At 71.9% G+C, this 21,423-nt stretch carries 22 protein-coding genes and 1 pseudogene; 15 read left to right on the forward strand and 8 right to left on the reverse strand.

All coding sequences use genetic code 11. From position 1 onward, the window contains the following. Positions 1-12: 12 nt before the first annotated feature. From IG62_RS0108110 to IG62_RS0108145, 8 genes are all read left to right on the forward strand, one after another. Positions 13-876 carry a helix-turn-helix transcriptional regulator gene (locus IG62_RS0108110; RefSeq protein WP_030799195.1) on the forward strand — a complete coding sequence of 288 codons (864 nt, stop codon included), beginning with the start codon at positions 13-15 and terminating at the stop codon, positions 874-876. Then, a complete protein-coding gene (sufB, locus tag IG62_RS0108115; protein ID WP_030799198.1) occupies positions 873-2,294 on the forward strand; it encodes a Fe-S cluster assembly protein SufB in 1,422 nt (473 codons plus the stop codon). The genes IG62_RS0108110 and sufB overlap by 4 nt, the downstream gene beginning before the upstream one ends. Positions 2,295-2,355: 61 nt before the next feature. Beyond that, positions 2,356-3,540 (forward strand): Fe-S cluster assembly protein SufD, encoded by a 1,185-nt coding sequence (sufD, locus tag IG62_RS0108120; protein ID WP_030799200.1) that lies wholly within the window; start codon positions 2,356-2,358, stop codon positions 3,538-3,540. Beyond that, complete coding sequence (locus IG62_RS0108125; protein WP_030411902.1) at positions 3,537-3,854, forward strand: non-heme iron oxygenase ferredoxin subunit; 318 nt, start codon at positions 3,537-3,539, stop codon at positions 3,852-3,854. Before sufD ends, IG62_RS0108125 begins: the two co-directional genes overlap by 4 nt. 7 nt (positions 3,855-3,861) lie before the next feature. Then, positions 3,862-4,626: a Fe-S cluster assembly ATPase SufC gene (gene sufC, locus IG62_RS0108130; protein ID WP_030799202.1), complete on the forward strand. Its 765-nt coding sequence runs from the start codon at positions 3,862-3,864 to the stop codon at positions 4,624-4,626. Continuing rightward, positions 4,623-5,879, forward strand: coding sequence for a cysteine desulfurase (locus tag IG62_RS0108135; RefSeq protein WP_030799204.1), 1,257 nt, complete (start codon positions 4,623-4,625; stop codon positions 5,877-5,879). The genes sufC and IG62_RS0108135 overlap by 4 nt, the downstream gene beginning before the upstream one ends. Before the next feature lie 37 nt (positions 5,880-5,916). Continuing rightward, positions 5,917-6,375 (forward strand): Fe-S cluster assembly sulfur transfer protein SufU, encoded by a 459-nt coding sequence (gene sufU / locus IG62_RS0108140; protein WP_030799206.1) that lies wholly within the window; start codon positions 5,917-5,919, stop codon positions 6,373-6,375. Continuing rightward, positions 6,372-6,707: a metal-sulfur cluster assembly factor gene (locus IG62_RS0108145; RefSeq protein WP_030411906.1), complete on the forward strand. Its 336-nt coding sequence runs from the start codon at positions 6,372-6,374 to the stop codon at positions 6,705-6,707. Before sufU ends, IG62_RS0108145 begins: the two co-directional genes overlap by 4 nt. Before the next feature lie 108 nt (positions 6,708-6,815). On the opposite strand, the gene IG62_RS0108150 is transcribed toward IG62_RS0108145, so the two are convergent. Continuing rightward, positions 6,816-7,289, reverse strand: a complete 474-nt coding sequence (locus tag IG62_RS0108150) for a MarR family winged helix-turn-helix transcriptional regulator (RefSeq protein WP_037837971.1) — start codon at positions 7,287-7,289, stop codon at positions 6,816-6,818. A 143-nt stretch (positions 7,290-7,432) separates the two neighbouring features. Between IG62_RS0108150 and IG62_RS0108155 the strand changes: the two genes are divergently transcribed. From IG62_RS0108155 to IG62_RS0108170, 4 genes and pseudogenes are all read left to right on the forward strand, one after another. Then, entirely contained in the window at positions 7,433-7,897 is a 465-nt protein-coding gene (locus IG62_RS0108155) for an SgcJ/EcaC family oxidoreductase (protein ID WP_030799210.1), read from the forward strand. A 7-nt stretch (positions 7,898-7,904) separates the two neighbouring features. Then, positions 7,905-8,072 (forward strand): annotated as a pseudogene (locus IG62_RS0108160) (DMT family transporter); the annotation flags it as partial. A 128-nt stretch (positions 8,073-8,200) separates the two neighbouring features. After that, the gene (gene dapD, locus IG62_RS0108165) at positions 8,201-9,208 is read left to right on the forward strand and encodes a 2,3,4,5-tetrahydropyridine-2,6-dicarboxylate N-succinyltransferase (RefSeq protein ID WP_030799214.1); all 1,008 of its coding nucleotides are present in this window, start codon (positions 8,201-8,203) and stop codon (positions 9,206-9,208) included. Positions 9,209-9,361: 153 nt separating this feature from the next. Continuing rightward, a complete protein-coding gene (locus tag IG62_RS0108170) occupies positions 9,362-10,291 on the forward strand; it encodes an EI24 domain-containing protein (RefSeq protein ID WP_030799216.1) in 930 nt (309 codons plus the stop codon). On the opposite strand, the gene dapA is transcribed toward IG62_RS0108170, so the two are convergent. The 3 genes from dapA to IG62_RS0108185 all read right to left on the reverse strand — a co-directional run bounded on the left by dapA (position 10,194) and on the right by IG62_RS0108185 (position 13,451). Further along, on the reverse strand, positions 10,194-11,138 hold the full coding sequence (dapA, locus tag IG62_RS0108175; RefSeq protein WP_030799218.1) for a 4-hydroxy-tetrahydrodipicolinate synthase: 945 nt from the start codon (positions 11,136-11,138) through the stop codon (positions 10,194-10,196). The genes IG62_RS0108170 and dapA overlap by 98 nt on opposite strands. 189 nt (positions 11,139-11,327) lie before the next feature. After that, the gene (locus tag IG62_RS47725) at positions 11,328-11,477 is read right to left on the reverse strand and encodes a hypothetical protein (protein WP_199812430.1); all 150 of its coding nucleotides are present in this window, start codon (positions 11,475-11,477) and stop codon (positions 11,328-11,330) included. 135 nt (positions 11,478-11,612) lie between these two features. Further along, positions 11,613-13,451, reverse strand: coding sequence for an endonuclease/exonuclease/phosphatase family protein (locus IG62_RS0108185; RefSeq protein WP_030799220.1), 1,839 nt, complete (start codon positions 13,449-13,451; stop codon positions 11,613-11,615). 245 nt (positions 13,452-13,696) lie between these two features. On the opposite strand from IG62_RS0108185, the gene IG62_RS0108190 reads away from it, so the two are divergent. Then, positions 13,697-15,202 carry a hypothetical protein gene (locus IG62_RS0108190; protein ID WP_030799222.1) on the forward strand — a complete coding sequence of 502 codons (1,506 nt, stop codon included), beginning with the start codon at positions 13,697-13,699 and terminating at the stop codon, positions 15,200-15,202. Positions 15,203-15,363: 161 nt separating this feature from the next. Further along, the gene (locus IG62_RS0108195) at positions 15,364-16,818 is read left to right on the forward strand and encodes an alkaline phosphatase PhoX (protein WP_030799224.1); all 1,455 of its coding nucleotides are present in this window, start codon (positions 15,364-15,366) and stop codon (positions 16,816-16,818) included. Here the strand turns inward: IG62_RS0108195 and IG62_RS0108200 are convergent. After that, a complete protein-coding gene (locus IG62_RS0108200; protein ID WP_051797745.1) occupies positions 16,781-17,731 on the reverse strand; it encodes a class I SAM-dependent methyltransferase in 951 nt (316 codons plus the stop codon). The two genes, IG62_RS0108195 and IG62_RS0108200, sit on opposite strands and share 38 nt — an antisense overlap. 69 nt (positions 17,732-17,800) lie before the next feature. Here IG62_RS0108200 and IG62_RS0108205 point away from each other — a divergent pair, with 69 nt between their 5' ends. Further along, positions 17,801-18,835 carry an MsnO8 family LLM class oxidoreductase gene (locus tag IG62_RS0108205; RefSeq protein WP_030799228.1) on the forward strand — a complete coding sequence of 345 codons (1,035 nt, stop codon included), beginning with the start codon at positions 17,801-17,803 and terminating at the stop codon, positions 18,833-18,835. On the opposite strand, the gene IG62_RS0108210 is transcribed toward IG62_RS0108205, so the two are convergent. From IG62_RS0108210 to IG62_RS0108220, 3 genes are all read right to left on the reverse strand, one after another. Further along, entirely contained in the window at positions 18,810-20,045 is a 1,236-nt protein-coding gene (locus IG62_RS0108210) for a TerD family protein (protein ID WP_030799230.1), read from the reverse strand. The two genes, IG62_RS0108205 and IG62_RS0108210, sit on opposite strands and share 26 nt — an antisense overlap. Positions 20,046-20,121: 76 nt before the next feature. Continuing rightward, a complete protein-coding gene (locus IG62_RS0108215) occupies positions 20,122-20,394 on the reverse strand; it encodes a GlsB/YeaQ/YmgE family stress response membrane protein (RefSeq protein WP_030799231.1) in 273 nt (90 codons plus the stop codon). 136 nt (positions 20,395-20,530) lie between these two features. Next, positions 20,531-21,403, reverse strand: a complete 873-nt coding sequence (locus IG62_RS0108220; protein ID WP_030799235.1) for an NAD-dependent epimerase/dehydratase family protein — start codon at positions 21,401-21,403, stop codon at positions 20,531-20,533. Positions 21,404-21,423 lie beyond the last annotated feature (20 nt).

Raw genomic sequence — 21,423 nt, forward strand, 5'->3', positions numbered from 1 at the left:
AACAATGGCGTTGTGAAATACGCGAGCGAGGATCAGCGAGAGCCCGGGGTCGGCACGACCGCCGGGCCGGTCGCCTCCGCGCCCGGACCGGATGCCCGGGCGACGCCGGCCCCGCAGGCCGCCCCCGTGTCACACGACGAACAGCAGGGCACCCGCAACAGGGTCGCCCGTTCCATCCTCGACCACGGTCCGTCCACCGCCGCCGAGCTCGCCCTCCGGCTGGAGCTGACCCAGGCCGCCGTCCGCCGGCACCTGGACGCGCTGGTCGCCGAAGGCGTTGTCGAGCCCCGCGAGCAGCGGGTCTACGGCAGCCGCGGCCGCGGCCGCCCGGCCAAGGCCTTCGCCCTCACCGACTGCGGGCGGGACGCCTTCGACCAGGCCTACGACCAGCTCGCCTCCGACGCGCTGCGCTGGATCGCGCAGAGCGCGGGCGGCGGTGAGAAGGGTGAGGCGGCGGTCGCCGCGTTCGCCCGGGCCCGGCTGGCCGCCCAGGCCGAGGTCTACCGCGAGGCGGTCGACAGCGCCGACCCGGAGGCTCGCACCCAGGCCCTGGCGAGGGCGTTGACCGCGGACGGGTACGCTGCTACGGCGCGCAGCGCCCCCAACCCCCAGCTCGGTGAACAGCTCTGCCAGCACCACTGCCCGGTCGCCCACGTCGCCGAGCAGTACCCGCAGCTGTGCGAGGCGGAGACCGAGGTCTTCTCCCGATTGCTCGGGACCCACGTACAGCGCCTTGCCACCATCGCCCACGGCGACGGGGTGTGCACGACCTTCGTCCCGAAGGCCGGAGCCGGCAAGGCGGCTCACCGGGCCGGTGAGCACACCCACAAGACCACGACATCATCTGCAAGCACGGCCGGGAGGAACCCCGCATGACGCTCCCCACGGAGACTGCTCACCCCGAACTCGAGGGTCTGGGCAAGTACGAATACGGCTGGGCCGACTCCGACGTGGCCGGCGCTTCGGCGAAGCGCGGTCTCTCCGAGGCTGTCGTCCGCGACATCTCGGCGAAGAAGAACGAGCCGGAGTGGATGCTCAAGCTCCGCCTCAAGGGCCTGAAGCTGTTCGACAAGAAGCCCATGCCGAACTGGGGCTCGGACCTGTCGGGCATCGACTTCGACAACATCAAGTACTTCGTCCGCTCCACCGAGCAGCAGGCCGCCTCCTGGGAGGACCTGCCCGAGGACATCAAGAACACCTACGACAAGCTCGGCATCCCCGAGGCGGAGAAGCAGCGCCTGGTCGCCGGTGTCGCCGCGCAGTACGAGTCCGAGGTCGTCTACCACCAGATCCGTGAGGACCTGGAGGCGCAGGGCGTCATCTTCCTGGACACCGACACCGCGCTGAAGGAGCACCCGGAGCTCTTCCAGGAGTACTTCGGCACGGTCATCCCGGTCGGTGACAACAAGTTCGCGTCGCTGAACACCGCGGTGTGGTCCGGCGGCTCGTTCATCTACGTCCCCAAGGGTGTCCACGTCGACATCCCGCTGCAGGCCTACTTCCGGATCAACACCGAGAACATGGGCCAGTTCGAGCGGACGCTGATCATCGTCGACGAGGACGCCTACGTCCACTACGTCGAGGGCTGCACCGCGCCGATCTACAAGTCGGACTCGCTGCACTCCGCGGTCGTCGAGATCATCGTCAAGAAGGGCGGCCGCTGCCGCTACACGACCATCCAGAACTGGTCGAACAACGTCTACAACCTGGTCACCAAGCGCGCCGTCGCCTACGAGGGCGCGACCATGGAGTGGGTCGACGGCAACCTCGGCTCCAAGGTGACGATGAAGTACCCGGCGGTCTACCTCATGGGCGAGCACGCCAAGGGCGAGACCCTGTCCATCGCCTTCGCCGGCGAGGGGCAGCACCAGGACGCCGGCTCCAAGATGGTCCACATGGCGCCGAACACCTCGTCCAACATCGTCTCCAAGTCGGTGGCGCGCGGTGGCGGCCGGACCTCCTACCGCGGTCTGGTCGAGATCGGCGAGGGCGCCGCGGGCTCCAAGTCCAACGTGCTGTGTGACGCCCTGCTGGTGGACACCATCTCCCGCTCGGACACCTACCCCTACGTCGACGTCCGCGAGGACGACGTCTCCATGGGCCACGAGGCGACCGTTTCCAAGGTCAGCGAGGACCAGCTGTTCTACCTGATGGCCCGCGGTCTGTCGGAGGACGAGGCCATGGCGATGATCGTGCGCGGCTTCGTCGAGCCGATCGCCCGTGAGCTGCCGATGGAGTACGCGCTGGAGCTGAACCGGCTGATCGAGCTGCAGATGGAAGGCGCGGTCGGCTGACCCGGGCCTCCACGCAGCGACTGACTCCCTGAGAACGCAGAAAGCGAGCTAGACGACAGCCATGGCTGAGGCTCAGAACATCCCGGCGGGTTCCACGACCACCGGCTCCATCGCGGTGGCCGCGGAGTCCACCGTCGCCACCCGGATGAGCGCCCCGCCGTCCTACGACGTGGCGGACTTCCCGGTGCCGCACGGCCGCGAGGAGGAGTGGCGGTTCACCCCCCTCGCGCGCCTGAAGGGCCTGCATGACGGCTCGGCCGCGGCCGGCGGTCCCGACCTGAAGATCGACATCACCGCGCCCGAGGGCGTCACCCACGAGCTGGTCGACCGCGCCGACCCGCGGGTCGGCGCGGCCGGCAAGCCGGTCGACCGGGTCGCCGCCCAGGCGTACAGCTCGTTCGAGAAGGCCTCGGTGGTCACGGTCCCCAAGGAGACCGTGCTCAGCGAGCCCATCCGGATCTCGGTGCACGGTGAGGGCGGTACCGCCTTCGGCCACCAGGTCATCGAGCTCGGCGCGTTCGCCGAGGCGGTCGTGGTCATCGACCACACCGGTGACGCGGTGCTCGCCGCCAACGTCGACTACCTCCTCGGTGACGGCGCCAAGCTGACCGTCGTCTCCGTCCAGGACTGGGACGAGTCGGCCGTCCACACCGGCCAGCACAACGCCCTGGTCGGCCGGGACGCCACCTTCAAGTCCGTGGTCGTCACCTTCGGCGGCGACCTCGTCCGCCTGCACCCGCGCGTCACGTACGCCGGCCCCGGCGGCGAGGCCGAGTTCTACGGCCTGTACTTCACCGAGCAGGGCCAGCACCACGAGCACCGCCTGTTCGTCGACCACGAGGCGTCCAACTGCCGCTCACACGTCACCTACAAGGGCGCGCTGCAGGGCGAGGACGCACACGCCGTCTGGATCGGCGACGTCCTCATCCGCGCCTCGGCCACCGGCACGGACACCTACGAGCTCAACCGCAACCTCGTCCTCACCGACGGCGCGCGGGTCGACTCGGTGCCCAACCTGGAGATCGAGACCGGCGAGATCGTCGGCGCCGGCCACGCCTCGGCGACCGGCCGCTTCGACGACGAGCAGCTCTTCTACCTGATGGCCCGCGGCATCCCCGCGGAGGAGGCCCGGCGGCTCGTCGTCCGCGGCTTCTTCGCCGAGCTGGTCCAGCAGATCGGCCTGCCGGACGTCGAGGAGCGCCTGATGAGCAAGATCGAGGCCGAGCTGGAAGCATCCGCGGTATGAGCTACGTACGCGCAGCGGCGCTGAGCGAGCTGGAGGAGGACACCCCCAAGCGGGTGGAGATCGACGGCACGCCCATCTCGCTGGTCCGCACCGAGGGCGAGGTGTTCGCGATCAACGACATCTGCTCGCACGCGAACGTCTCCCTCTCCGAGGGCGAGGTCGAGGACTGCTCGATCGAGTGCTGGCTGCACGGTTCGAGCTTCGACCTGCGCACCGGCAAGCCGTCCGGCCTCCCCGCGACGCGCCCCGTCCCCGTATACCCCGTAAAGATCGAAGGGGACGACGTGCTCGTCTCCGTCACCCAGGAGTCCTGAGTCACCCATGGCAACGCTTGAGATCCACGACCTGCACGTCTCCGTCGAGGCCGAGAACGGCCCGCGCGAGATCCTGAAGGGCGTCGACCTGACCGTGAAGCAGGGCGAGACGCACGCCATCATGGGCCCCAACGGCTCCGGCAAGTCGACCCTCGCCTACTCGCTCGCGGGTCACCCCAAGTACACGATCACCGGCGGCACCGTCACCCTCGACGGCGAGGACGTCCTCGCGATGTCCGTCGACGAGCGCGCCCGGGCCGGCGTCTTCCTCGCCATGCAGTACCCGGTCGAGGTCCCCGGCGTCTCCGTCTCCAACTTCCTGCGCACCTCCGCCACCGCGATCCGCGGCGAGGCCCCCAAGCTGCGGCTGTGGGTCAAGGAGGTCAAGGAGGCCATGGAGCGCCTGAACATGGACCCCGCCTTCGCCGAGCGCAACGTCAACGAGGGCTTCTCCGGCGGTGAGAAGAAGCGCCACGAGATCCTCCAGCTGGAGCTGCTCAAGCCGGCCATCGCGATCCTCGACGAGACCGACTCCGGTCTGGACGTCGACGCGCTGCGCATCGTCTCCGAGGGCGTCAACCGCGTCCGCGAGACCGGCCAGGTCGGCACCCTGCTGATCACTCACTACACGCGCATCCTGCGCTACATCAAGCCCGACCACGTCCACGTCTTCGCCAACGGGCGGATCGCCGAGTCCGGCGGCCCGGAGCTGGCGGACAAGCTGGAGGCCGAGGGCTACGAGGCATACGTGAAGGGTGGTACGACCGCGTGACACAGCTGCCGGGCCTCCTCGACACAGAGGCGATCCGTAAGGACTTCCCCCTCCTGGACCGCCAGGTCCACGACGGCCGGAAGATCGTGTACCTGGACAACGCGGCGACCTCGCAGAAGCCGCGCCAGGTCCTCGACGCCCTGAACGCCTACTACGAACGTCACAACGCCAACGTCCACCGCGGCGTGCATGTGCTCGCCGAGGAGGCCACGGCGCTGTACGAAGGCGCCCGTGACAAGGTCGCCGCCTTCATCAACGCGCCGAGCCGCGACGAGGTGATCTTCACCAAGAACGCCTCGGAGTCGCTCAACCTCGTCGCGAACATGCTCGGCTGGGCCGACGAGCCCTACCGCGTGGACCGTGAGACCGAGATCGTCATCACGGAGATGGAGCACCACTCCAACATCGTCCCGTGGCAGCTGCTCTCGCAGCGCACGGGTGCGCAGCTGAAGTGGTTCGGCCTGACCGACGACGGCCGCCTGGACCTTTCGAACATCGAAGAGGTCATCACCGAGCGGACCAAGATCGTCTCGTTCACGCTGGTCTCCAACCTCCTGGGCACCTTCAACCCGGTCGAGACGATCATCCGGCGGGCCCAGGAGGTCGGCGCGCTGGTCTGCATCGACGCCTCGCAGGCCGCCCCGCACATGGTGCTGGACGTGCAGGCGCTGCAGGCCGACTTCGTGGCCTTCACCGGCCACAAGATGTGCGGCCCGACCGGCATCGGCGTCCTGTGGGGCCGCCAGGAGCTGCTGGAGGACCTGCCCCCGTTCCTGGGCGGCGGCGAAATGATCGAGACGGTGTCGATGCACTCCTCGACCTATGCGCCGGCGCCGCACAAGTTCGAGGCCGGTACGCCCCCGATCGCCCAGGCCGTCGGCCTCGGCGCGGCCGTGGACTACCTCACCTCGATCGGCATGGACAAGATCGCCGCCCATGAGCACGTGATCACCGAGTACGCCGTCAAGCGGCTGCTGGAGGTCCCCGACCTGCGGATCATCGGCCCGAGCTCGGCCGAGGACCGCGGGGCGACGATCTCCTTCACGCTCGGCGACATTCACCCCCACGACGTCGGCCAGGTCCTCGACGAGCAGGGGATCGCGGTCCGCGTGGGCCACCACTGCGCACGGCCGGTGTGCCTGCGCTACGGAATTCCTGCGACCACGCGAGCGTCGTTCTATCTGTACTCCACCCCGGCCGAGGTCGACGCCCTGGTCGAGGGCCTGGAGCACGTGCGGAACTTTTTCGGATGATCACGCACAGCGGACGAGGACGAGGACTGACTGAGCCGTGAAGCTGGATTCCATGTACCAGGACGTCATCCTGGACCACTACAAGCACCCCCATGGGCGCGGTCTTCGGGACGGCGACGCCGAGGTGCACCACGTCAACCCGACCTGCGGCGACGAGATCACGCTGCGGGTCCGCCTCGACGGCGCGACGATCGAAGATGTGTCCTACGAGGGGCAGGGCTGCTCGATCAGCCAGGCCAGTGCGTCGGTGCTCAACGACCTCCTGGTCGGCAAGGAGCTCGGTGAGGCGCAGAAGATCCAGGAGATGTTCCTGGAGCTGATGCAGTCCAAGGGCCAGGTGGAGCCGGATGACGCGATGGAGGAGGTGCTGGAGGACGCGGTGGCGTTCGCCGGCGTCTCCAAGTACCCGGCGCGCGTGAAGTGTGCCCTGCTCAGCTGGATGGCCTGGAAGGACGCCACGGCCAAGGCCCTCTCCCAGGAGGCGAAGACCGCATGACCGACACCCCGACCACCACCAAGCCGGCCTCGGAGGAAGAGGTCCGCGAGGCGCTGTACGACGTCGTCGACCCCGAGCTGGGCATCGACGTCGTCAACCTCGGGCTGATCTACGGCATCCACATCGACGATGCCAACATCGCCACCGTCGACATGACGCTGACCTCCGCGGCCTGCCCGCTGACCGACGTCATCGAGGACCAGGCGAAGTCCGCCACGGACGGGATCGTCAGCGAGCTGAAGATCAACTGGGTCTGGATGCCCCCGTGGGGCCCGGACAAGATCACCGACGACGGCCGCGAGCAGCTCCGCGCGCTGGGCTTCAACGTCTGATCGACGTCCGACCGGACCCGCACCCCGCGGGTCCGCACCCACGTCACGGCCGTGCCCGCCAGTCACCACTGGCGGGCACGGCCGTGACGTGTCTCCGGGCCCGTGCGGTCAGTCGCCGGGCAGGCCCTTGGTCTCCGTGGTGGCGGCCCGCAGTGCCGGCGCCGCCGCGGCGAAGTAGCGGAAGAGCACGCGCAGTTCGTCCGCGCTGAAGGTCCGGAAGACCTCGGCCATCCGCCGCCGCGCCGGGCCGAAGGCCGCCTCGTCCTCCTCGTGCGGCAGCGGCAGCGGCTCGACGACCACCCGCCGCCGGTCCTCGGGGTCGGCGGCCCGGCGGGCCCGGCCGGCCCGTACCAGCCGGTCGACGAGCCGGGTGGTGGCGCTCTGGGAGAGCCCGATGCGCTCGGCGAGGGCGCCGGTGGTGAGCGGCCCGGCGAGCTCCAGGGTGTGCAGCGCGTAGAGGTCGGTGGGGTGCTGGCCGAGCACCTCCGCGGCGGCCTGGCCGTGCAGGACGGTGGCCGTGACATAGGCGCGGTAGCTGTCGGCGTGCTGCTGCAGCAGGGCGTCGCGCTGCTGGTCGGACATCTCGCTCACCTTCCGGGCGGAACCGTGACTCGCTTGCGGGGTCGACACACTCGCCTGACCTCTTGCCATATCCTTGCATGCCTGCATATATTGCATGCGTGCATGCAAATAAGCTGCAGTCACCAGTTTCCGCAGGGGGAGTCATGAACGCATCACCGGCAGGGACCACCCAGGACGCCGCGGCCGCCGTCCGGGAGCGTTTCGCGGCGCACCGGCTCGCCTGGGGCGACGCCGACGCCTACGGCCGCTCGTTCACCGAGGACGCCGACTACATCACCTTCTTCGGCGGCCGGCTCACCGGCCGCGAGGGGGTCGTCGAGGGCCACCGGGGACTGTTCGCCGGCGTCCTTGCGGGCTCCCGCCTCTGGGCCGAGATCACCGGCCTGGCGTTCCTCGCCCCGGACGTGGCCCTGGTCCACGCCCGCGGCGCCGTCCTCAAGGGCCGCCGCACCCGGCCGGGCCGCCGCGCGCTCTCCGTCCAGACGTACGTCCTGGTCCGCGAGCCGGACGGCGACTGGCGGATCCGCGCCTTCCACAACACCCGCCACCGGCCCCGCACCGAGGCGCTGAGCGCCGCCCTGGCCCGCTGGGCCCCGAAGGCCCGCTGACCGGGGGTCGATGAGCATGGGCACCGCCTACGCCATCTGGGCCGGCGTCGGGACCGCGCTGATCGCGGCCATCGGCATGGTGTTCCTGGGGGAGAGCGCCAGCGCACTGAAGGTGCTCGGGGTGCTGCTGGTGATCGCCGGGGTCGTGGTGCTGAACCTGGGCGGGGCGCACTGACGACCTCGGCAGCACGCCCGGCGACGGACTCGTGCGGCCCTACGAAGCGGGTTGTGCGACCGTACGGGCCGGGCCCGAGCACTGAGACCGGTTCGCCTCGACGGGCGCCCTCCGGTTAGGTTTCCCGCATGACCGATGCTGCTACCTCCGCTTCACGCACGACCGGCGCCGTCGCCGCCGGGCTCGCCACCGTCACCTCCGACGGCACCGTTCTCGACACCTGGTTCCCGGCCCCCGAGCTGGTGACCGTGACCGCCGAGGGCCCCGGCCCGGCCGGCACCGAGCGCCTGGACGACGAGCGCGCCACCGACCTGCTGGGCGCCGCCGTCCTCAAGGCGATCGGTCCCGACCCGGTCCGCGAGGTCGAGGTCGTGGCCGTCCGTACGGTCATCGCCTCGCTCGACGACAAGCCGCTGGACGCGCACGACGCCTACCTGCGTCTGCACCTCCTCAGCCACCGCCTGGTCAAGCCGCACGGGCAGAACCTCGAAGGCATCTTCGGCGCGCTGGCGAACGTCGCCTGGACCTCGCTGGGCCCGGTGCCGGTCGACCGGCTGGAGACGGTGCGGCTGAACGCCCGCGCCGAGGGGCTGCACCTCCAGGTCACCAGCGTCGACAAGTTCCCGCGGATGACCGACTACGTCGCGCCCGCCGGGGTGCGGATCGCCGACGCGGACCGGGTCCGCCTGGGCGCCCACCTCGCGGCCGGCACCACCGTCATGCACGAGGGCTTCGTCAACTTCAACGCCGGGACGCTCGGCACCTCCATGATCGAGGGCCGGATCAGCGCCGGCGTGGTCATCGGTGACGGCTCCGACATCGGCGGCGGCGCCTCCACGATGGGCACCCTCTCGGGCGGCGGCAAGCAGATCATCTCGATCGGCGAACGCTGCCTGCTCGGCGCCGAGTCCGGCATCGGCATCGCCCTGGGCGACGAGTGCGTCGTCGAGGCCGGTCTGTACGTCACCGCGGGCACCCGGGTCACCCTGCCCGACGGCCAGATCGTCAAGGCCCTGGAACTGTCCGGCGCGGACAACATCCTCTTCCGCCGCAACTCCACCACCGGCGCCGTCGAGGCCCGCCCGAACAAGGCGACCTGGGGCGGCCTGAACGAGATCCTGCACAGCCACAACTGACGGCCCGGTCACCACGGACGGCCCGGCCCTTGACGGGGCGGTGGCGCACCCTCGGTGAAGCGGAGGGCGGCCAGGCGGAAACCTTTCCGCCGGGCCGCCCTTTGCGTGCTGCCCGCCCGGTCCCCGCCGCCGGGCACCCTCTAGGCTTGCGCCATGCGTGATCTTGTAGCGGGGATGCGGTATCTGGGTGAGGGGCAGCGCTGGGTCGCCCGGCACGGCCGGTGGTGGGGGTTCGGGCTGATTCCGGCGCTGATCGCGCTGGTGCTCTACGCCGGGGTGCTCACCGCGCTGGCCCTCTGGTCCGGCGATCTCGCCGCCTGGGCGACGCCGTTCGCCGACGACTGGGGCTCGCCCTGGCAGCAGCTGCTGCGCGGGGTGTTCGTGGCGCTGCTGCTGGCCGGCGGACTGACGCTGTCGGTGCTGACCTTCACGGCGGTCACCCTGCTGATCGGCGACCCGTTCTACGAGTCGCTCTCGGAGCAGGTCGAGGAGAGCGAGGGGTACTGCCCGCCCGGCCCGGACCGGCCGCTGTGGCGGGAGATCGCGCTCGCGCTGCGGGACAGCGTCCATGTGCTGCTGCGCGCGGCCGGCTTCGGTGTCCTGCTGTTCGTCCTCGGCTTCGTGCCCTTCCTCGGCCAGACCGTGGTGCCCGCGATCGGCTTCTGCTTCTCCGGGTTCTTCCTCACCGTCGAGCTGACCGCGGTGGCGATGCAGCGCCGCGACGTCCCGGTGCGCGCCCGGCTGCGGCACTTGCGGGGGCGGAAGGCGCTCGCGGTCGGCTTCGGCACCCCGCTCGTGCTGCTCTTCCTGATCCCGTTCCTCGCGGTCGTCCTGATGCCGGGCGCGGTGGCCGGCGCGACGCTGCTGGTGCGGGACCTGCTGCCGGACGGGCACGGGGACGGCGGCGAGGGCGGCGACCGGGGCGCGGACGAGGCCGCGGGCCGCGTCGAGGGTGCGGCCCCGGCCGGCGTCGGTCCCCTCCCGGCTAGCCCGGTACCCCCGCCGGCACCGCACTTTCCACAGCCTCCGCGTCCGCAGTCCGGTCCAGGGCCGTCCGCAGGGCGTCCGCCAGCCGGCTGGTGAGCGCGGCGTCCGCGTCCAGCAGGGGGCCGCGGACCGGCCCGGCCGGCAGCCCGAGGTGCGTCAGCAGCGCCTTCACGGCGACCGTGCCGGGCGTTCCGGACCCGGTCACCGCCTCGATGAGCGGGATCAGGGCGAGCTGGCGGCGGGCCGCGCCGGCGGTGTCGCCCGCGTCGTAGGCGTCGAGGACCGCCCGCACCGCCCGCGGCGCCACATTGCCGGCTGTGCTGACGCAGCCGGCGCCGCCCAGCGCGCGCAGCGGCAGGATCTGCTCGTCGCAGCCCGCGTAGTACGCGAGGTCCGTCGCGGCCAGCACCTTCGCCGACTTCAGCAGGTCGTAGCCGCAGTCCTTGACCGCCGCGATCCGCGGGTGGCCGGCCAGTCGCAGCAGGGTGTCCGCGGTCAGCGCGGTGCCGGTGCGGCCGGGGATGTCGTAGAGCATCACCGGCAGCCCGGTGGCGTCCGCGACCGTGCGCAGATGGTGCGCGACGGCCTCCTGCGGGGGCCGCGAGTAGTACGGCGTGACCGCCAACAGGCCGTGCGCGCCCGCCCGTTCGGCGCTGCGGGCCAGTTCGACGGTGTGCCGGGTGTCGCTGGTGCCGACCCCGGCGGTGATCCAGGCCCGGTCGCCGACCGCCTCGGCGACGGCCCGCAGCAGGGTCTCCTTCTCGGCGTCCGAGGTGGTGGGGGACTCGCCGGTGGTGCCGCTGAGGACCAGGGCGTCACAGCCGCCCTCGTCGACGAGCCGGGTGGCGAGCCGCTGGGCGCCGTCCGGGTCCAGTTCCCCGTCGGCGGTGAACGGGGTGATCATGGCGACCGCGGTACGGCCGAAGGGGGTGGGGTTCTCCATGCCGGAAGTGTGAGGGCCCATCATCTTTCACGTCCACTTAGTTGTTCTTGTGCGATTCTTAAGTGATGCCATGTAGTTGACGGCTTGATGGCGTCAGCCCGTGCCGCGCCGGCCGGTGGCTCCGCACCCGCAAACGCGGGGCGGCCGCCGCACCTCTCGGTGCGACGGCCGCCGGGCTGCTGAGGCCCATCACGCGTCAGTCAGGCCATTCCGCGAACGCTTCAGGTCCTGGGTCCGCTCGGAAGCGGACTCCTCCGACGACTTCGGCTTCCGCTGGTCGGCGCGCCGCTCCGCGGCACGGTCCTTGTTGCCCGACTTACGGTTCTGCGCCTTCGGCATGATGACTCCCTATGTCTCGCCGAATGTTGCTTACCTGCCCAGTACCGCACCCCCGGCCGCGATCGGCTCCCGGACGAGGGCCAGTGGAGTGACGGACAGGTCACGCGGGGTGACGAAAGAGTGGGAGTGAGGGCCTCACGGCTTGATCCGCAGCACCTGCGGATCGTGGTCGCTGGCCTGGTCGGCGTACTCGGCGTTGATGTGCACGATGTCGTAGTCCGGCCTGGTCAGGTGGCGGCTGGTGAGCATGTGGTCGAGCACCTGCGAGTTGCCGCTGTAGACGTAGCCGTAGCGTTCCGCGGCGGGCAGCCCGTTCACCAGGTCCGTCAGGACGCCACCGGCGGTGAGGTTCTTCAGGGCCGGCGAGAACTGGTAGTCGTTGAGGTCACCGGCCACCACCACGTCCGCCTTGGGGTCCTTGGCCAGCAGGTCCTTGACGAAGGCGTTCACCAGCTTCGCCTGCGCGGTGCGCTGGGTCTCCGAGGAGCGGACCGGTGGCTGGAAACGACTGTCCAGGCCCTGGTCGCCACCCTTGGAGTTGAAGTGGTTGGCGATCACGAAGATCCGGCTGCCCGGGCGGCTCTTGAGCGAGAACTGCCCGGCCAGCGGCTTGCGGCTGGTCTTCCACGCCGGGTCGGCCGGCGCGATCCGGCCCGGGGAGACGGACAGCGCGGCCCGGCCGTGGTCACCGACCACCGTGACCGGGGTGGTGGCGTCGCCGCCCTTGACGTCCGTGAACGACACCCGCGCCGGGTTGAACAGGAACGCCGTCCGGATGTTGCCGCCCGGCTGGCCGCCGTCCTGGTCGTTGACCGGGTCGATCTCCCGCCATTCGTACGCCGGGCCGCCGGCCGCCTTGATCGCGTCGGTGAGCTTCTTGAGGGTGCTGCCGGCGCTGACCGTGCCGTCGTCCTTGGCGCCACTGTCGTCCTGGACCTCCTCCAGGGCGACGACGTCCGGGGCCGCCAGGTTGTGCACCAGCGCCTTGCCCAGCCGGTCGAACTTCGCCTGCGGGTTGTCCGGCGCGAGGTTCTCGACGTTGTACGTGGCCACCGCCAGCTCGCCGGACTTCTGCTTGCGGGTGGTCTCCGGCTTCGGGCCGTTGCCGGTGAGCTTGCCCAGCTCGGTGGCCTGGAGGGTGTAGCCGCCGAAGTTGTCGTAGTCCAGCGGCCCGGCCGTGGTGCCGGCCAGCGTGTCGCCGACGTCGGCCACCGGGAACGGCCGCTCGGAGAAGGGGATCAGCGACGCCACCTTCACCCGGCCGCCGTTGGGGTCCGCGTACGAACGGTAGAGGGTGCCGCCGCGCGGGGTGCGGTTGTGGCCCGGCTCGGCGGTCACCCACAGCTCGTGGTACTGGTTCGTCGGGCCGACGACCCGGGCGCCGCCGACCGCGACCCGCATGCCCTCCAGCGACTCGTAGCGGTCCAGCGCGTAACTGCCGGGGCGCAGCTTCAGCGACTCGATGCTCTCGCCGCCCGCGGCGGGGGCGTAACGATTCGGCACCGAGGCGGAGTTGAGCGTGAACGCGGCCGGCAGCGGGTTGCCCGACGAGTCGGTCTTCCAGGTCGCCTTGGTGATCTCGGTGACGGACTGCAGGCCGGCGTCCTTGCCGCCCGGGTAGTACTCGCTGACCGTGCCGGAGAACGTGATCGCGTCACCGACCGAGACCTTGGGGGTCTCCTTGCCGGTGAAGACGAAGACCGCCTCGCTGGTGGCCTCCTCGTCGTCCGGGTGCGGGTCCTGCACCCAGAAGCCGCGCGAGGAGCCGAACGCCCGGACGGCGGTGACCGTACCGGGTACGTCGCTGACCTGCTTCCCGGCCAGCGGGGATATTCGGGTGCTGCCCTGGATGTCGTGGATCCGGGTGCCGGCCGCCGAGGCGGACTGGGTGGCGGTCAGCAGTCCACCGGCGAGGGCGGCCGCTACGACCGCGCCGATGGCGGCCGGTCTGCGGAGCGGACGACGGGACGGCATGCATGCCTCCGAGGGGAGAGGGGGGTGGAAAGAGTGCGTGCGGAGCCGGAACGGCGTCACGCTACGCGCGTCAATCTCTTGTGCGGGCAAGGGAGTTGTCAAGGTTCTGCCGGTGACCGGCGGGCGGCGCGGGGGTGAACCGCCCGAGATACGGAGAATTCCGTCTACGCTGGGGCGGCGCCCTCCCCGGAGCTACCGCTGGGAGGTACCCCAGCCGTAGTCCGTTCCGAGGAGCTGAGCACCCGATGTCCGCAGACCGTCCCACCCTGCCGCCGGTGCGGCTGCTCTCCGAGGCGGAACTGGCCCGGGACGCGCTCGGCGCCCCCCTGATGTCCCGGGCCGTCCGGCTCGCCCGCTGGGCCGAGCGGGGCGTCCCGGTCGGTGCCGGCGGCGAGATCCTCCATGAGGCGCTGGCCGCCGCCACCGAGCACCTCGGCCTGACCGCCGACGAGGACGGCCCGGCCTGCACCGCCGAGGCGTGGCAGCTCGCGGTGGACACCGGCCTGGTCGAGATCGAGGAGACCCCGGAGGCCGACGGGACGACGGCCGGGGACGGGGCCGGGCCGGCCGACGACGCCGCGGTCGGCACCGCCACCCCCGGCGAGGAGCTCGCCCTGCTCACCTCCGGCAGCCCGCAGGACGTCCTCGACATCTGGCTGTCCGGCATGGAGACGGTGCTCGCCGACGCGGCCGCCCCCGACCTCGCCGATATCGCCGACCAGCTCGCCGAGGGCGGTGAGCTGGACCTGGACGCCCTCGACTGGAATCCCGAGGAGGAGGCCGAGCTGCTCGACGGCATCCTCGGCAACCTCTACCTCCTCACCGCCCTGGCCGAGGGCCCCGAGCAGAGCGTCCCGCTGCCCGCGCTGGCCGCCTCCATGATCATCCCGGACGACATGGACGAGCCCACCGACGACGTCCTCGAAGAGGTCTCCGAGGCGATGATGCGGCTCGACGACCAGTTCCGGGTGCTGGAGCCGATCGGCCTGGTCGCGTACCGGCCGGTCGACGAGGCGCTCATCGAGGAACTGGACGAGGAGGGCGAGACCGTACGGGCGGCCGAACCGCTCACCGACGAGGACGTCTCCCGCTACGGCCTGGTCCGCCTCACCCCGCTCGGCGTCTACGCGGTCCGCGCCCGGCTGCTGGACGCGGGCGCAGACGCCCCGGCGGTCGGCGATCTCACAGGCAAGGGCGCCGACGTCCTCCTCGACGCGCTGCCCGACTACCCCGAGGCGCACGCCCAGGCCGAGTCCGAGCAGTGGCTCGCCGCCCGCACCCCGCTCGACGCCGCCCGTGAGCTGCTCGGCGCCGCCCGCGGCGACGACGAGGGCGCCCCGCGCCGCCGGCTCGCCGCCCAGCAGACCCTCTCGCTGGTCGCCCCGGACGCCGAGGCCGCGCTGCGCGAGGTGCTCGACGACCGGCAGCTGGGCGGTCTGGCCCGGGTCTGGCTGGCCGAGCGCGGGCTGCCCGGCATCCCCGAGCCGTCCCAGGACATGATCTTCTGGCTGACGGTCGACACCATTGCCGCGCAGCTGGCCAGCGCGGACGAGGGCGCCGAGGCGGAGCTGCGCGACCTGGTCCAGGGCCTGACCGAGCAGCACAGCGGCTTCTTCGACGCCGCCTGGCGGGTGGACCACCCGGCCACCGCCGACGTCCTGGAGGCCATGGGCCGGCTGCACCCGGACAAGAAGGCCGCCAAGGAGGCCCGCAAGGCCGCGTTCAAGGCGCGCTCCCGGCAGTCGTCCTGAGCGATCTCTCGCTGGGGCCGGTCCGCGGGCGGGAACACCGCCGCGGGCCGGCCCCAACTGCTTCCTGGATGTCGCGCCGCGTTCAACTGGAGTTCGACGACGCACGAGAGCGTGTGCGGCGCAGGCACAGGGGAGTAGAACCGGCCATCTTGGAGATGACAATGCCGCTCACCCGGAGAGACTTCGCCAAGCGTTCCGCCCTCGCCGGCGCGGGGGTCGCGCTGGCCGGCAGCGCCGGCGTACTGGCCACCGCGCCCGGCGCGCTCGCCGCGGACGCGGCACCGGCCGCGGACGGCGCGGCGGACGGCCCCGGCCACCCGGCCGGCTACGGCCCGCTCCTGCCCGACCCGGACGGCATCCTCGCCCTGCCCGCCGGGTTCTCGTACCGGATCGTCACCCACTCCGGGGTCACCACGCTCGACAGCGGTGAGTCCACCCCCTCCAACCACGACGGCACCGGCACCTTCGCCGGCCACCGCGGCACCACCCTCCTGGTCAACAACCACGAGCTGAAGGGCCCGCGCGCCAACTGGCCGCACCCGGTCCCGCTCGCCGCAGGACTGGTCTACGACCCGGCCGCGGCCGGCGGCTGCACCGTCGTCGAGGTCGCCAAGGACGGCACCCCGGTCGGCGAGTGGGTCGGCATCGCCGGCACGTCCACCAACTGCGCGGGCGGCACCACCCCTTGGGGCACCTGGCTCACCTGCGAGGAAACCGAGGACAAGGCCGGCCAGCACGGCATGACCAAGGACCACGGCTACGTCTTCGAGGTCGACCCCCACGACCGGCGGGCCGGACAAGACCCGAAGCCCGTCAAGGCGCTGGGCCGTTACGCCCACGAGGCCGTCGTCATCGACCCCAGGCGCGGCCACGCCTACCTCACCGAGGACGCCGCCGGCCCCAACGGCCTCTTCTACCGCTGGACCCCGCCGCAGGGCTTCCACCACGGCCGCGGCCGGCTCCGCACCCTCGCCGACGACGCCGGTGTGCTCCAGGCGTTCAAGTGCTTCGACTCCGGCGGCCGGTTCGTCGACGACCTCTCCCGCGCCACCCGGCCCGGCACCGTCTACGGCGTCGACTGGATCGACGTCTCCGACCGCGACGCCCGGACCACCTCCGTCCGCAAGCAGTTCAAGGACACCGAGATCACCCGCGCCCGCAAGCTGGAGGGCCTGTGGTGGGCGGACGGCGGCGCCTACGTGGTGTCCTCCTACGCCCGTGAGGAGAGCCCGGTCCAGCACGACGGGCAGGTCTGGTTCTACGACCCGCGGCGGCGGACCCTGACCCTGAAGGTGCTGCTCGGCGTCAACCCCGACCCCGGCAAGGACGGCGCGTTCGACGGCCCGGACAACATCACCGTCTCGCCCTACGGCGGCCTGATCATCGCCGAGGACGGCGAGGGCGTCCAGCACCTCTTCGGCGCCACCGAGGACGGCCGCACCTACCCCCTGGCCCGCAACGAACTCAACATCGGCACCGCCGAGGAGCCCGAGTACAGCGAGTTCACCGGCCCGGTCTTCTCCCCGGACGGCCGCACCCTCTTCGCCAACATCCAGGAGCCCGGCATCATGCTGGCCATCACCGGCCCCTGGAAGCGGCAGCCCCGCCGGGGCTAGCCCCGGCTCGCTGGCCCCCGGCCCGGCGGGGAGCGACCGCCGTGAGCAGGTAGTAGTCCAGCAGCCCGGTCTCGTACGCCGTCAGATAGCGGCGCGGCCACCCGTCGGAGAGCTCGGGCTGCTGGGCCATGTACCGGTCGTACCCCTCCCACACCGCGTCGCCGATCGGCCGTACCACGACGTCCCTCAGCCCGGCCGCAGCCAGCGTCCCGGCGAACTCGTCGATCACATGCGGCACGTCCAGCCCGTCGGCGTACGGCGGCAGCAGCCCGGGCAGCTCCCGGGCGGCCTTAGGGGTACGGGCGAAGAACGTGGTCAGCGCCAGCCGGCCGCCGGGCCGCAGCACCCGCGCGGCCTCCAGGGCGAAGGCGGCCGGGAAACGGAAGTGCTGGACGGCCTCGACGGAGTACAGGCAGTCGACGGTGCCCGCGGCCAGCGGCATCCGCTGGGCGGCCCCCAGCACGAATGTCAGCCGCCCGGCGCTGCCCGCGCCCCCGGCGAGCAGTTCGGCGTGCGCCGCCCGGGCCCGGGCGATCTGGTCGGGGTGCGCGTCCAGACCGATGACCGGGTCCAGCCCGAACTCCCGCAGCGCCAGCGCACAGCCCAGCCCGCGCCCGCAGCCGGCCTCCAGGGCGCCGCGGCCGCGCGCCTCACCGAACGTGCCGAGCACCAGGCGGTAGAGGTCCTGCTCGCTGCGCACCCGGTCCGCCTCGGTCAGCACCCGGCCGGTCAGGTCGCCAAGTTCCGCCCAGTAGCCGAAGTTGATGAACCCCCCGGCGAAGGCGGGCACGGTGGCCAGGTCCGACTCGCCGTAGACCGTCGCGACCCGCGGCGGCAGGTCCGGCGCGGCCGCTGGGCCGTCCGGGTGGCCGGCGGCCCCGGCCGGGCCGGTCTGCGGCTGCTGCTGCGCCATCGGAATGGCTCCTTCCGCGGCCGGCGGGCGGGACGGGAATCCTGGGGGCGGCGGGACGTTGAAGCAGGGGTGGGGAACTCGACGACACGGACGACACAATTTTCGGTCCTGGACCGCTCCCGCACCAGGGAAGGGCACCCGGAGGCGGCCGCCCTGCGGGACACGGTGGCGCTGGCCCGCCGCGTCGAGGAACTCGGCTACCACCGCTTCTGGGTCTCCGAGCACCACAGCGTGCCCGGCGTGGCAGGCTCCGCGCCGACCGTGCTCGCCGCCGCGGTGGCCGCCGCGACGTCCCGGATCCGGGTCGGCACCGGCGGGGTGATGCTGCCCAACCACCGGCCGCTGGTGGTCGCCGAGCAGTTCGGGGTGCTGGAGTCGCTCTTCCCCGGCCGGATCGACATGGGGCTCGGCCGGTCGGTCGGCTTCACCGGTGGGATCCGCCGCGCCCTGGGCACGGACAAGGACGCCACCGAGGACTTCGGCGACCGACTCGCCGAGCTGCTCGGCTACTTCACGGGCGAGCAGACCGCCCATCCGCAGGTCCACGCGCGGCCCGCGGAGGGGCTGCAGATCCCGGCGTTCGTCCTGGCGACCGGGGCCGGCGCGCGGATCGCCGCGGCGGCCGGGCTGGCGCTGGTCATCGGCGACGTCCGCGGTCGGCAGAAGATGCTGGACGCCATCGACGGCTACCGCCAGGACTTCCGGCCCTCGCCGCTGTGGGAGCGCCCGTACGTGGTCGTCTCCGGGACGGTGGCGGTCGCGGACACCGAGGCGGCGGCGCGCCGGCTGCTGCTGCCGGAGGCCCGCGCGCTGGCGTACTCGCGCACCCACGGCGTCTTCCCGCCGCTGCGGCCCGCCGAGGACGGCCCGGCGGCCACGGCCGGCATGTCCGACCGTGAGCGCGGCTTCTACGACGACGCCCTGCGCGGGCACGTCCACGGCACGGAGGAGCAGGTCGCCGACGCCCTCGGCACGCTGATCGACCGCAGCGGCGCGGACGAGGTGCTGGTCACCACCAGCACCTACGACCGCGCGGCGCTGACCGAGTCGTACGAGCGGCTGGCGCGGGTCGCCGGTCTCACAGCGCCTGACCGGCGGGTTTGACCATCCCGCGGACCGTGCGGGCGTCGACGAACTCGCCCATGGCGGTCATCTCCCACTCGCCGGAGAACTGGCGGATCAGCTTGGCCATCATCACGCCGGTGCGCGGCTCGCCGTGGGTGAGGTCGAAGCGGACCAGTTCTTCACCGCTTTGGGCGTCCAGCAGGCGGCAGTACGCCTTGGCGACGTCGGAGAACTTCTGGCCGGAGAAGGAGTTCACGACGAAGACCAGGCCGGTCACCTCCGGGGGCACCCCGCCGAGGTGGACGGTGATCGCCTCGTCGTCGCCGGCGCCCTCGCCGGTGAGGTTGTCGCCGGAGTGCTGGACCGCGCCGCCGAGGATCATCAGCTTGCCGAAGAAGCAGTTGTCGATCTTCTTGCGGTCCGGGCCGTAGGCGATGACGGAGGCGTCCAGGTCGATGTTCTTGCCGCGGAAGGCGGGCTCCCAGCCGAGGCCCATCCGGACCGAGCCGAGGAGCGGGCGGCCGCCCTTGACCAGCGAGACGGTCTGGTTCTTCTGCAGGCTGACCCGGCCCTTGTCGAGGTTGACCTTCCCGGAGCCGGCCGCCGGGGCGGACGCGGGTGCGGCGGCGGGCGGTGCGGGGGGTCCCCCCTGGACCGGGGCGCCGGCGGGCGGGCCCCACTGGCCGGCCGGGGCCGGGGGAGCGACCGGTGCCGGCGGCGCGGGCGGCGCGGGCGGGGCCGCCGGGGTGGCCGATGCGGCGGGCTCCTCGACGCTCACGCCGAAGTCGGTGGCGATCCCCGCCAGGCCGTCGGCGTAACCCTGGCCGACCGCACGGACCTTCCAGGCCCCGGCCCGGCGGTAGATCTCGACGACCACCAGCGCGGTCTCCGCGCCCAGCCGCGGCGGGGTGAAGGTGGCGATCACGCTGCCGTCGTCGGCGTTGCGGACGGTGCCGGTCGGCTCGGTGCCCGCGAAGGTCGCGCCGGGGGCGTCCGGGCTCGCGGTGACCACGATCTTCTCGATGGCGTCGGGCACCGCGGCGGTGTCCACCGTGATGGTGTCGCCGCCGGCCGCCGCGGAGTACGTCACACCGGGGCCCGTGGGCTGGTTGTAGAACACGAAGTCGTCGTCGGAGCGCACCTTGCCGTCGGCGCCGAGCAGCAGGCCCGAGACGTCCAGCCGCACGGGGGCGGTGACGTCCACCGCGACCCGTACGGCGGTGAGCGGGAGGTTCGAGCCAGGAGTCATAGCGGTCATGCCGGGACCAACGATCGGTGCGCCTTTGCGGTTCCATTACCTGCGGCCGGTCGGCCGCCGGGCCGCCTCACCGTCGATCGCGGGAGTTGCCGAACAGCAGCCGGTAGGCGATCAGCAGCACCAGCGCACCGGCGACCGAGGCGATCCACATGGACGGTTCGCCGAAGTCCTTCGGTATCGGGCGGTGCAGGAACTTGGTGGACAGCCAGCCGCCGATGAAGGACCCCACGATGCCGATCAGGGTCGTGCCGACGATCCCGCCCGGGTCGCGCCCCGGCAGCAGGACCTTGGCGATGATGCCCGCGATCAGCCCCAGTACGAGCCAGCTGACGATGCCCATGATGCGTTCCTCGTTCCTGCGCGTGTGTGCGTGCCCGGCGGGGTGCCGGTGCACAGACGAGGACGCCGGCCGGGCGGCGCGGGTTCCGTGCCGTGGTCCGTACCACGCGCGCACCGCCCGGGCCGGCGGCCGGCGCTCAGTGGGGCCACTGGGGCGGATCGGTGCAGAAGGCGCCGCCGAGATGGGCGTGTTCCGGATTGCCGGGGTCCAGTTCGCCCTGGGCGGCGAGGAGTTCCGCGGCGTACGGCTCGGAGTCGTCCTGAGGCTCGTACCCGAGGGCGCGGGCGGACGACAGGTCCCACCACAGGCGGGTGTTGGCGGAGGAACCGTAGACGACGGTGTGGCCGACGTCCGGGGCGGTGAGCGCGGCGTGCAGCAGACGGGCCGCGTCGGCCGGGCTCAGCCAGGTCGACAGCATCCGCACCGTGGTCGGTTCCGGGCAGCAGGAGCCGATCCGGACGGACACGGTCTCGATGCCGTGCAGGTCCCAGTAGAGCGAGGCGAGGTCCTCGCCGAACCCCTTGGAGAGGCCGTAGTAGGTGTCCGGGCGGCGGGGGGTGTCCACCCCGATCGCGCCGGAGCCGTCCGCCGGGCGCGGGGTGAAGCCGACCGCGTGGTTGGAGGAGGCGAAGACGATCCGGCGGACGCCCGCCTCGCGCGCCGCCTCGTAGAGGTGGTACGTGCCCTCGATGTTGGCGCGCAGGATCTTCTCGAACGGGGCCTCCAGCGAGATCCCGGCGAAGTGGACGATCGCGTCGACCCCGCGCACCGCCTCGCGCAGCGCCTCCTTGTCGGCCAACTCGGCGGTGATGGCCTCCGGTTCGCCCGCCGTGTTCTCGATATGCTCGATGTTCTTGAGGTTCTCGATCTTCTCGATCTTCTCGATCTCCTCGATGGTTCGCTGGTCGAACAGGCGCAGCCGGTACCCGTAGGGCGGCAGCAGCTCGCGCATCAGGGTGCCGAGCCCGCCGGCGGCGCCGGTGAGCAGGACGGTGCGGGGTGCGGTCATGGGCGGTGGGCTCCTCGGGC

The sequence above is a fragment of the Streptomyces sp. NRRL S-337 genome (assembly GCF_000720175.1).
In the GTDB taxonomy this organism is placed as follows: domain Bacteria; phylum Actinomycetota; class Actinomycetes; order Streptomycetales; family Streptomycetaceae; genus Streptomyces; species Streptomyces siderophoricus.

Bases quoted from the DNA above. Each gene is read 5' to 3' on its own strand.
- sufB (WP_030799198.1), top strand. From the start codon at position 873: ATGACGCTCCCCACGGAGACTGCTCACCCCGAACTCGAGGGTCTGGGC.
- sufD (WP_030799200.1), top strand. From the start codon at position 2,356: ATGGCTGAGGCTCAGAACATCCCGGCGGGTTCCACGACCACCGGCTCC.
- IG62_RS0108125 (WP_030411902.1), top strand. From the start codon at position 3,537: ATGAGCTACGTACGCGCAGCGGCGCTGAGCGAGCTGGAGGAGGACACC.
- sufC (WP_030799202.1), top strand. From the start codon at position 3,862: ATGGCAACGCTTGAGATCCACGACCTGCACGTCTCCGTCGAGGCCGAG.
- IG62_RS0108145 (WP_030411906.1), top strand. From the start codon at position 6,372: ATGACCGACACCCCGACCACCACCAAGCCGGCCTCGGAGGAAGAGGTC.
- IG62_RS0108150 (WP_037837971.1), bottom strand. From the start codon at position 7,289: ATGTCCGACCAGCAGCGCGACGCCCTGCTGCAGCAGCACGCCGACAGC.
- IG62_RS0108155 (WP_030799210.1), top strand. From the start codon at position 7,433: ATGAACGCATCACCGGCAGGGACCACCCAGGACGCCGCGGCCGCCGTC.
- dapD (WP_030799214.1), top strand. From the start codon at position 8,201: ATGACCGATGCTGCTACCTCCGCTTCACGCACGACCGGCGCCGTCGCC.
- IG62_RS0108170 (WP_030799216.1), top strand. From the start codon at position 9,362: ATGCGTGATCTTGTAGCGGGGATGCGGTATCTGGGTGAGGGGCAGCGC.
- dapA (WP_030799218.1), bottom strand. From the start codon at position 11,138: ATGGAGAACCCCACCCCCTTCGGCCGTACCGCGGTCGCCATGATCACC.
- IG62_RS47725 (WP_199812430.1), bottom strand. From the start codon at position 11,477: ATGCCGAAGGCGCAGAACCGTAAGTCGGGCAACAAGGACCGTGCCGCG.
- IG62_RS0108185 (WP_030799220.1), bottom strand. From the start codon at position 13,451: ATGCCGTCCCGTCGTCCGCTCCGCAGACCGGCCGCCATCGGCGCGGTC.
- IG62_RS0108190 (WP_030799222.1), top strand. From the start codon at position 13,697: ATGTCCGCAGACCGTCCCACCCTGCCGCCGGTGCGGCTGCTCTCCGAG.
- IG62_RS0108195 (WP_030799224.1), top strand. From the start codon at position 15,364: ATGCCGCTCACCCGGAGAGACTTCGCCAAGCGTTCCGCCCTCGCCGGC.
- IG62_RS0108200 (WP_051797745.1), bottom strand. From the start codon at position 17,731: ATGGCGCAGCAGCAGCCGCAGACCGGCCCGGCCGGGGCCGCCGGCCAC.
- IG62_RS0108210 (WP_030799230.1), bottom strand. From the start codon at position 20,045: ATGACTCCTGGCTCGAACCTCCCGCTCACCGCCGTACGGGTCGCGGTG.
- IG62_RS0108215 (WP_030799231.1), bottom strand. From the start codon at position 20,394: ATGGGCATCGTCAGCTGGCTCGTACTGGGGCTGATCGCGGGCATCATC.
- IG62_RS0108220 (WP_030799235.1), bottom strand. From the start codon at position 21,403: ATGACCGCACCCCGCACCGTCCTGCTCACCGGCGCCGCCGGCGGGCTC.